The 11,529-nt window shown below is 43.8% G+C and carries 3 protein-coding genes; all 3 read left to right on the top strand.

Annotated features, from left to right (window positions below; all coding sequences use genetic code 11):
• Positions 1-245 precede the first annotated feature (245 nt).
• The gene (locus tag HMPREF1195_RS05710; protein ID WP_023919027.1) at positions 246-2,330 is read left to right on the top strand and encodes a surface-anchored 5'-nucleotidase; all 2,085 of its coding nucleotides are present in this window, start codon (positions 246-248) and stop codon (positions 2,328-2,330) included.
• A 226-nt stretch (positions 2,331-2,556) separates the two neighbouring features.
• Positions 2,557-6,945 carry an SGO_0316/SGO_0317 family LPXTG-anchored serine peptidase gene (locus HMPREF1195_RS05705; protein ID WP_023919025.1) on the top strand — a complete coding sequence of 1,463 codons (4,389 nt, stop codon included), beginning with the start codon at positions 2,557-2,559 and terminating at the stop codon, positions 6,943-6,945.
• Between the two features lie 85 nt (positions 6,946-7,030).
• On the top strand, positions 7,031-11,527 hold the full coding sequence (locus HMPREF1195_RS05700) for an SGO_0316/SGO_0317 family LPXTG-anchored serine peptidase (RefSeq protein WP_023919023.1): 4,497 nt from the start codon (positions 7,031-7,033) through the stop codon (positions 11,525-11,527).
• The last annotated feature ends 2 nt before the right edge of the window (positions 11,528-11,529 follow it).

Raw genomic sequence — 11,529 nt, 5'->3', positions numbered from 1 at the left:
AAATAATTGAGAGGCTAGGACTTTTGTCCCAGCCTCTTTTGTGAGGAACAGCAAGTAACAAAAGGAAGAGACTGAAAATAGATGTTCGGAAATCAAGCGTTTTCCAATAAAATTGTAAGAGTTTCCAGGAAAATATTGAAGTAAAAACGAAAAAATAGTAAAATGGAAGAGCTGATTGCAGCAAATCAACTGTTCTGCGTTCTCCTTTTTGGAGAAGTATCCTACATTAGAAAATGGAGTATTCTATGAAGAAAAAAATTATCTTGAAAAGCAGTATCCTAGCGGTCGCTGCGGGTCTTAGTGTTTTTGCGATCAATAGCGTTTTTGCAGACGAATTGCCCGTGCAGTTTATGGGCGTCAATGACTTCCACGGTGCCTTGGAACAAACAGGGACAGCTCGTTTAGAAGGTGAAACTGTGAAAAACGCAGGAACAGCCCCGCTTTTGGCAACCTATTTGAACGATTCGCAAAAAGACTTTGAAACAGAGAATGCAGGAACGCCTAATGCCAGCATCCGTGTGCAAGCGGGAGATATGGTCGGCGCTAGTCCAGCTAACTCTGCCCTCCTTCAAGATGAACCAACTGTAAAAGTCTTCAATGAAATGAACTTTGAATACGGAACCCTTGGTAATCACGAGTTTGACGAAGGACTTGGTGAATTCAACCGGATCATGAAGGGAGAAGCCCCAACACCTGGTCAATTCAACAAGATCGTCGATGAGTATCCTCATGAAGCTTCCAAACAAGAAGTTGTCATTGCCAACTTGGTTGACAAAGATACCAATAAAATCCCATTTGACTGGAAACCTTATACCATCAAAGAAATCCCAGTCAATGACAAGACCGTTAAGGTTGGATTTATCGGGGTTGTTACGACAGAATTCCCAAATCTTGTTTTGCGTAAAAATCATGAACAATACCGAGTTTTGGATGAAGCAGAATCGATTGCCAAATATGCGCGTGAATTAAATGACCAAGGGGTCCATGCGATCGCTGTCTTGGCCCACGTTGCTGCCACTAGTAAGAATGGTGTAGCAGAAGGTCCGGCTGCAGACATGATCAAAAAATTAAACCAAATCTATCCTGAAAACTCAGTGGATATCGTCTTTGCAGGTCACAACCACCAATATACAAACGGGATGGTTGGAAATACCTTGATCGTTCAAGGTACGTCTCAAGGGAAAGCTTACTCGGATGTCCGTGGGGTCCTAGATACGGATACAGCTGACTTTGTCAAAGCTCCAACTGCTAAAATTATTGCTGTAGATCCATCGAAAGGCAAAGCAAAAGATGCCAAGGTTCAAGCGATCATCGATGATGCCAATGCGACAGTTAAAAAAGTAACAGAAGCAAAAATCGGTACAGCAGACAAAGCTGAAAATATTACCCGTGAACTGAATGCACAAAAAGAAAGTGCTGTTGGAGATTTGGTCACAGCAGCGCAACTAGATATTGCCAAAAAATCAGGTTATCCAGATGTTGACTTTGCCTTCACCAATAATGGAGGAATCCGTGCAGACCTCGTGGTGAAACCAGACGGAACAGTAACTTGGGGTGCAGCTCAAGCAGTGCAACCATTTGGAAATATCCTCCAAGTAGTAGAAATCACTGGGGACCAAATCTACAAAGCTTTGGACCAACAATATGATGAAAAAGAGCTCTACTTCTTGCAAATGGCAGGGATCAAGTACACCTATACAAAACCAGCTGATGCAACAGAAGAAAATCCATATAAGGTCGTGAAAGCTTACAAGGCAGACGGAACCGAAATTGATCGCAACAAGACCTACAAGGCAATTATCAACGACTTCTTGTATGGTGGCGGAGATGGATTCTCAGTCTTCCGTGATACAAAATTGATCGGTGCCATTAATCCAGATACGGAAGTCTTTATCCAATACATCGAAGATGTGAATAAGGCAGGGAAGAAGTTGTCTGCTTCAATCTTGGGCAACAAGACCTTTGTGGAAAAAGTGGAAGAAGAAACACCTACTCCAGAACCACAACCACAGCCAGCGCCAGTTGATCCGGTAAGTCCTGTAAATCCAGTCCATCCTGTAGCTCCAGTGTCTCCTGTTACCCCAACTCCTCAACCTGAAACTCCAGTAACTCCAGCTCAACCAGCTGCAAGCGAAACAAAAGAAGTGGCAACAAACAAACCAGTCGCTGTTACCTATCATACAGGTGGTCAAGCAGAAGTAGCTGCTACACCAGCAACTGGTCTTCCAAAAACAGGTCAAGATGAATTGGCTTCAACAGTCCTTAGCCTCTTTGGTATGACCTCATTAGCTTTAGCAGGCTTTGTAGCCAGCAAAAAACGTGAAGGTTAAGAGAAAAAGAGACTAGCAAAAAGGGTCAAAAAATTCTCGATAAAAAGAATCAGGAGCTCCCAACGGGGAGCTCCTTTTTTATTTATGGGTGGAATTTTCAGAAGAATCAATCATTTATTATACCTTAGGAATTTTACTATAATTTATTGACTTTGATAGAGAGAAGAGCTAAAATGGAAACAAGCAACCGCTTACAAATATAATAATGACATAGGAGGTCATGTAGATGAGAAGTGAAAGGCAACAACGGTTTTCTTTCCGTAAATATGCAGTCGGTTTGGTATCGGTACTTGTCGGATGCCTTTTTTGTGGTGCGACTGTTTTGGCTGAGGAGCAGGAAGGGCAACTGAATACTCCTGCTATCGTAGCAAAAGAAGAAAGTCAGGCAGTAAATCCGACAGCTGGTCAGGACAAAGACTCAGCTGCAGCTCTTCCAACTGATAAAGTCAGTATTGAAACTTCTTCACAAGAGCAACCTATACCTGATAAAACTCCTGAGATAGCCCCTTCACAGACTCCAACAAAACCGGTCTCGGATCCTATACCTGAAAAAGAAGCTGTTGAAAAGAAAGAGCAGCAGGATCAATCTATTCCAGAAGCGAATCCAGTAGAAAATAAAGAAAGTACTTCAGAAACTGTGGCAGATGAAGCCCCTGTTCAGGCCTTGGTACGCTTGGAGACGAAGAAGCAAGAGACGGCAACGTCTCCAAGTATTGCAGAGCAGATCCAGAATAATGCTCCAATCAAGGAAACTGTATTAAATGAATTGAAGGAAAAAGGAATTCAGTACAAAAAATTGGCAGATTTTGATTTGGTTTTTAATGGATTCGTTTTAGAAACCAAGTACAAGGATGCTTTGAAGATTCGGCAACTCGCACGTGTTGAAAAGGTGGAAATTACCCCATTGACGGCTAGAACGGATGGAGAGCCTAGCTCAAATAAGCAGAACACCCTTCTTCCTACAAAAGTGAGTGATGAGAATGAATTGATCAATCTGCAACCCCTTTGGGACAAAGGAATCAAGGGCCAAGGTCGGGTGGTAGCCGTTTTAGATACAGGCCTTGACGTCCACCATAATTTCTTTAGTTTAACCGATAAAAGCAAAGCCAAATACCAGAATAAAGAGCAGATGGAAGTGGCAATGAAAAAGGCAGGCATTACTTATGGGAAATGGTACAACGATAAGGTGGTCTATGCCTACAATTACTCTGATATGAACGATGAGATTCGAGAAGATGATCCGCGTTCACATGGGACCCACGTGGCAGGGTCGGCTGTGGGGAATGCGACAAAACCAGTCCCAACTGGTGAATATTTAAAAGGCGTCGCACCCGAAGCTCAGCTTATCTTTATGCGTGTTTTCTCTGATAAGAAAGGAATGACGGAACAAGGATTTATCGTAGCCAAAGCAGTTGAGGATGCGGTTAAACTAGGTGCAGATACCATCAATATGAGTTTTGGTGGGGTCAATGGGTCTGAAGCAGACACTAATCCCTTAACTCGTCAAGCCTTTGAATTCGCTCGTAAATCCGGTGTTGTTATCAATGCCGCAGCAGGAAACTATGCTGTAAGTGGTTATTGGCAGGCCAAACCAAAAGCAGATGCTCCAGATACAGGAACGATCGATGAACCCTCCATTGAAGATGGGGTTCTTGCCATTGGCGCCTTCAATAATAATATCAATCACGAAACGACCATTCGCCTTGAAATCCCAGCTTTAAAGGATAAAAAAGAATTCCAAAACGGCTTGGTCGATTTACACGTTTATCGGTTGATCTTCCCAGTAGAAGGTCCTCAAACATATGTTTCAGTACCAAAAGGCGGAGAAGACACTTATCGAAATGCTGCTGTAAAAGACCAAATTGCCCTGGTTGAAAGTGGTGGCGATGTAACAGATGAAGATAAGGTCAATGCCCTCAGACAAGCTGGAGCAAAAGGGGTTCTAGTTTATCAAAATGAGGAACAAGGAGATACTCTTCAAAATCTTTCCATGGGGTATTGGGGATCCTTCTATCCTGTCAGTGTACTTGGTCATTCTATCGGAAAAGAGCTAGCTTCTCATGCTGGAGAGTACAAGCTGACCTTCCATCAAGAAGTTAAGAAAGTACCCTATAGTGAAGCAAACAAGATGCTCTTCTTTACTGGTTGGGGGCTTTCTGCTGAAGGAAAACTCAAGCCAGATGTTACCCTTCCTGGGGGAATGGTTTATTCAGCGATTCCAGATGGTTCCTATGATATGGATGCAGGTACGAGTATGGCGACACCTCATGCGGCAGGTGCGACAGCCTTGATCAAGCAAGCTTTGGAACAACGATTCCCAAATTATAGTCCAGAGCAAATTCATACGCTTTTACGCCAGTTAGTCATGAGTACAGCCAAGCCTCATTTTGATCAGGAAAGCAAGAGCTACTCCTCTGTCCGCCAACAAGGATCTGGTCTTATGGATGCTGCAGCTGCAGCCTTTGGCGATGTCTTTGTAACAGGTGGAAAAGGAACAAATAGCAGTCTGACTCTTGGCAATGTCAAGGATTCCTTCACGTTTGATGTCACTGTGCATAATCTTAGTTCAGAAGCAAAAGAATTTACTTACCATACGGTCGTTAATACGGATCAAGTGGAAAATGGACGTATTACCTTGAAGATGCGCCAACTACTGGATCAAGAAGGTGAAAAAACCATTCATGTACCAGCTATGGGAAGTGTGACGGTTCCGATTTCTGTGAATACTAGTAACTATACAAGTGAGCTCACCAATCAAATGAAAAACGGTTACTTTTTAGAAGGTTTTGTCTTCTTTAAAGATGCCAAAACCAAGAAAGAGTTAGTGAGTCTTCCATATATTGGTTTTAAAGGGAACTATCAAGATTTACCAGGAATTGAAAAACCTATCTATGCCTTCACTGGGGATGAAAAACCATTCTATTATTACGCAAATGAAAAAGCGGAACACCCTGAAAAAGACTCAGGAGATCACTTTACAGCCTTGGTCAGCACTATTTGGCGCGGGGGCAAAGAAGTACAGGTTGTCCTGGGAGAAAAAGATGGGCATTACGATGGAAATAGTCTCGTATTCTCGCCAAATGATGATGGATCCTATGATAGTGTCAAACTCAATGCAGTGGTCTTAAGAAATGTGGACAATATTCACCTGACAGTTTATCGTGCGAATGACATCAAGAGAGAACATCCAATTTTTGAAAAAGGCAATGAGAGCCAGAAAAAATCAGATTATGGCTGGCGGATCAACGATCGTAGTAAGATTCTTTATGCGACACAGTGGGCAGGCAAGGACAATAACAATCAGCTTGTTCCAGATGGGGACTATCAATATGTAGTCACTTATCGTCCAAGCACACCTGGTGCCAAACCTCAAGAGATTGTCTTAAAGGTCAAGGTCGATAAGCAAGTGCCACAATTGGCCAACACCAAGGATCTGTATGATCCAACAACCCGACTCTTTAAGCCAGGTGAGATTGTTGAAACGGGTAGTGGGCTAGCTGGTAAATACCTCTCCTACCAAAAAGATGGTCAGGAAGTAGAAATCACTCCAAACGAAGATGGAACCTATCTCATCCCTGAAGGAGTCGATCTACAAACAGTGCGTTTCTATATTTGGGATCAGGTCAATAATACCAATACCTTGACTTTGGATGGAAAGGCTGTCTCGGAAGAAAGTACGACTGAAAAAGCCGGAACAGAGGAAGCAAGTCCAACACATGAAACTAGTGAAGCTACGGTCGGCCGTTTAGAAGTACAAATTGTCAATGAAAAGGGAGAGGCGACCAATCAATATCCAGAAATGATGCGTTACCAAGTGTTTGACAGCAAAGAAAATCGGATTGACAAGGAATTTAACAGCTATTATGAAGATCCATTACCAACTCTTCCATTTGGAACCTATACTGTAAAAGTTGTCAGCCAAGACCAAAATTACTCTTGGGCTTCTCCAACAACGGTAACAGTTGAATTGAGCAAAGAGCATCCAGAAGGTGTGGTCAAATTTGTCTACCACTATATTGACAAAAATCGCTTTGATCTCGTCTTTGATAAAGAACTTCCAAACGGTACCCGCGTCTTTGCCATCGATAAAAAGACCGGTCAGAAAGTGGAGTTGGAACAAACTCTTTATGAACCAAAGACCTTTGAAAAGATCCTGGAGAATGGAGACTATCAGATCCATATTGATCTACCAAAAGGTTATCGTGCAGTGGAAAACGACTTCTTCTATACAGTTGGTGAGCGTATCAATCGTTACTTGACCAGTTTTGTCGAAGTTTCAGATGACCAGGTAGAAGATCCAATTATCCCATCTTCTCCTATTCCATCTCCTCAACCGTCAACGACGACGCAAGAAGGTGAAAAAGGAAAACGGCCAGATGGAAACGAGACGCATCCAATAGTCGCGAAACAGACAGATATCCGTCCAATGTTCCAGAAAGATCGTGAAAGAGTATCAGAAATGGATCCATCGACTAAAGAGGTCTCAAGTCAATCATCACCTTCTCTTCCTAATACAGGGCAAGAAAATGAACAAACAGGGATGGTAGGTTTGATGGTTCTTCTTCTCACTTTTGGTGCTATCCGCTTGAAGAAAAATCGTCCAGATCAAGGATAATCTTCTATTAGTTTAGTTGCAAGAATAAAATAAGGGTTAAGGTAGTGTGAAGCTACCTTAACCTAGTGTGTAAAAAGGAGTTTTTATGGAATTTCATCGACAACAGCGTTTTTCCATTCGTAAATACGCAATTGGAGTCGCTTCTGTTTTGATTGGTACCTTTCTAATGGGTTCAGCCGTTTCAGCTGATACGATCGTACCAACACCCTCTGTCGTAGAGCCTTCTGTAGTGGTGCCAGAAACCGCAGCAACAGATGAGAAAACAGCAGAACCACTTTCGGCTACTAAGGACAGTATGCCCACTTCAGTTATAGAAGATACTGCTTCTAAAAACCTTGCTACAGCTGAGATTGAGAGTAAGGAAAAGACAAATCAGTCTCTACCTTCATCTTCAATCGATACAAGCAGTTCGGCTACAAATCAAGTAGAAGCAGAGAAGGCTTCGCCTTCTGTTGCGGAAGCGCCAAAAGAAAATGGGGTTGCTACTCCAATTACGACTTCTATTGAGCCAGTAAAGGAAAATTTAGAAGAAACAAGCCCAGTTGAGGTGCTGGTTCGCTTGAAAGAAAAGGTTTCTGAGGGCATTGGAGAAGTATCTCCGACTTCAAAAGAAACTCGCATCGAAAAAACCAATCAGGATCATGAACAGTTTTTGAAAGAGCTCGAAAAGCAATCCATTCAATTTAAAAAATTATATGACTTTAATCTGCTTTTTAACGGCTTGGCTCTAGAGACGACTTATGGAGATGCTAAAAAGATTCGGGGACTAGCGCGTGTAGATGCTGTAGATTATGCTCCACTTGGTCGGACCAGAGTGGCGGAAACACAGCCTACACCTGCATCACCGACTTCAACTACGACCAAGGTCAGTGAAGAAAATAGTCTGATCAATTTACAACCCCTCTGGGATAAGGGAATCAAGGGTCAAGGGCAGGTAGTTGCGATCATTGATTCCGGTGTGGACCCTGCTCATGATGTTTTTCGTCTGACAGATATCAGTAAGGCCAAGTACAAGAGTGAAGCGGAAATTGAAGAGGCTAAGAAAAAAGCGGGGATCACTTATGGCAAATGGTACAACAATAAAATTGTCTACATTCATAACTACAGTGATATGGATGACAATGTCAAAGAAGACGATCCAATTTCACACGGGGCTCACGTAGCAGGAACTGCTGTGGGAAACGCTTCTCAACCTTCTCCAAATGGTGAAATTATCCGTGGTGTTGCTCCAGAAGCCCAACTGATGTTTCTACGTGTTTTCTCAGATACCAAGGGAGGTCAAGTTCAAAATTTCATCTACACTAAAGCGGTAGAAGATGCGGTCAAATTAGGGGCGGATTCCATCAATATGAGTTTGGGAACAGCTTCAAGCTCTGTTTATGATGTCGGAGAGATCACTCGCCAGGCCTTTGATACAGCAAGAAAGGCGGGAGTAACCATTACAGTCGCCTCTACCAATATGGCGACCAATGGCTTCTGGCACAGCAAGCCACTGGCCACCACACCAGATTACGGAATGACAGGGACGCCTTCCGTCAATCCAAATGTCATCTCAGTCGCGTCTATTAATAGTCTGACCAAGCATGAGTCGACAGAAGCAAGCTTGACCGTAGATGCATTAAAAGATTCAAAAGACTTCCCAGAGGGCAAAATTCCGATGCACTCCTTTGTAGAACGTGACGCTTTTCGGACGACTATCCCTCAAAGCTATCTCCATGTGGAAAAGGGAGGGATCGACCACTACCAAGCTGATAGTATCAATGGGCACTTAGTCCTTACGGAGCGAGGTGGCGAAGTTTCGGATGTGGATAAGGTCAAAGAGCTGAAAAGAGCTGGTGCTACAGGGGTGATCTTCTACCAGACTAAAGAGCAGGGAAATAATCCTGTAAGCTTTGACTTAGAAGGGCTCGGAGAACGATTCCCGGTTGGGGTTATTGGTCACGCTGCTGGACTTGTTTTGGCTCAACATGCCAATGATTACCAACTCCATATTGCCAATAAATTCAAACGGGTGCCTTACGATGCAGCCAATCAACTATCTGACTTCTCCTCTTGGGGGCTATCCGCTGATGGGGATCTCAAACCGGATGTCACCCTTCCAGGAGGGATGATCTACTCATCTGTTAATAATGGAGAGTACTATATGGATAGGGGGACCAGTATGGCCTCTCCTCATGCTGCCGGAGCCACTGCACTGGTGAAACAAGCCTTGAAGGAGCGCTTCCCTCATCTTAGCCCAGAACAACTACAGGTTCTAGTCAAACAAATGACTATGAGTACAGCGATCCCTCATGTAGATGAGGAAACGCATGCCTATTCCTCTGTTCGTCAGCAAGGAGCGGGGGTTATGGATGTCACAGCTGCGGCACTAGGTGATCTCTATGTGACGGCAAAAGATGCTAAAAGTAGCCTGACACTTGGCAATGTCACAGATACCTTTGAATTTGATGTGACCATCCACAATCTTTCCAATCAAGATAAGTCTGTTCGATATGAAACCACTCTTCAGACAGATCAAGTTCAAGATGGCAAATTCACCCTCCATCCTCGTCTATTAGAAACTTTAGACGGTAAGGAAACGGTCACTATCCCAGCCAATGGTCAGCGGACCATCCACGTAGCAGTTGATGCAAGCAAGTATAAGGAAGAGCTCAGCAAGCAAATGCCAAACGGCTATTTCTTAGAAGGTTTTGTACTGGTTAAAGATGCCAGCACCCAAAAACATCTGGTCAGCCTCCCTTATGTTGGTTTCCATGGGGATTACCAAAATCTGCGTGGCATTGAAAAGCCTATCTACGAATATACAGGTAGCTACAAGCCGTTTTACTACTACAAGGACAAGACGGATTATCCAGATGAAAAGGTCCCAGAAACGCCAGAGCGTCATCCAGACAATCACTTTACATCTTTGATCAGTTATGTCTATGAAAATGGAGAATCTGTAGCCAAAACTCTTGGCCAGGATGGGGATCGCTTTGATGGGGACCAACTTTACTTCTCTCCAAACAATGATTCCAGCTTTGATAGCATCAAGGTCAAAGCCGTCATGCTTCGCAATGTTGAAAATGTCCACCTATCAGTTTACAAGAAGGAGGACACAGCTCGTACTAACCCGATTTACGAGGTCGGAAATGAAGTCCACCGTAAGACAGACTGGAGTTACCGGATTGGGAATCGTAGTGAAGAGTTTTATGAAATCTCTTGGGAAGGCTTGGACAAAGACGGCAAGCAATTACCAGATGGGGAATACCAATTTGTGATTACCTACCGTCCAACTGCTTCAGGGGCCAAGCAACAAGAGCTTAACTTTAAGGTTAAGATTGACAATACGGCTCCAAGCATCGAGTCTGGAAGTGCTCAGTACGATCCAGCAACACGGATTTTCCGCCCAGGTAAGGTACTTGAAACCGGTAGTGGCTTAGCAGGGACTTATCTGTCCTACGTCAAAGATGGGGAAACAGTGGCCTTGGAACCCCAAGAGGATGGTAGCTATCTTCTTCCGGAAGGAGTGGACCCTTCTACTGTTCGTTATACCATCTGGGATAAGGTCTACAATACCATTGAGATGGACATTGAAGGAAAGAAAGTAGAGGCAACGACTCCGACGAATGAAGCCGGTTCAGATGAACAACCAAGTGAGACAGCGTCTGAAAAACTGAAGGCTGAAAAGGGCACCTTAGAAGTCGTCTTCACAGATAGCAGTGGCGAAGTCATTTCTTATTATCCATCCGTCGTTCGTTACCAAGTGGTGGACGACCAAGGACGTGTAGTGGAAGGAGAGTTCAATGTTTCCTACAATGGTGGTACCTTCCCAGACTTGCCTTTTGGTACTTATACAGCCAAGATCACCCTATCTGATTACCATTATGATTGGGGAACAGAGCTGGTGAAAAAGGTGACCGTTTCACCTGAGAATCCACATCCAAAAGTAACCTTTGCCTTCCATTATTTAGATGAAAATAAATTGACCATTGGATTTGATCAGCCAGTCCCAGCCGGAACGGTTGTAAAAGTGGTAGGGAATGACGGCATCAGCCGACTTCTCCCACAAAGCATCTATGACCTTCTGCGCTTTGAGACGATGCTGATGAACGGTTCCTATCGTGTTCATGTGGATCTCCCGGCAGGCTATCATGTTTCGGAAAATGATTTCCTTTATGAAGTGAGCAATCGGATCAACTACCATCTTCTTTCTTTGGTCAAAGACGTTATCAAGCCAAACCCAGAGGTGCACAGTGGAGCGATTGTAGAACCATGGATTCAACCAGAAAATCCGACATTAGTGATAGATGAAGTGCCAAGTCGTCACTCAGAAACCCCAGTGACCCCAGACCAACTAGCGGTATCCAAAGGCCCAGTAACTCCAGCTCAACCAGCTGCAATCGAAACAAAAGAAGTGGCAACAAACAAACCAGTTGCTGTCACTTATCATACGAGTGGTCAAGCCGAAGTAGCTGCTACACCAGCAACTGGTCTTCCAAAAACAGGTCAAGATGAATTGGCTTCAACCGTCCTTAGCCTCTTTGGCATGACCTCACTAGCTTTAGCAGGATTTGTAGCTAGCAAAAAACGTGAAGGCTAAGT

It is taken from the genome of Streptococcus parasanguinis CC87K (assembly GCF_000507765.1).
GTDB lineage: Bacteria > Bacillota > Bacilli > Lactobacillales > Streptococcaceae > Streptococcus > Streptococcus parasanguinis_J.
This window is presented reverse-complemented; position numbering and strand designations above follow the sequence as displayed.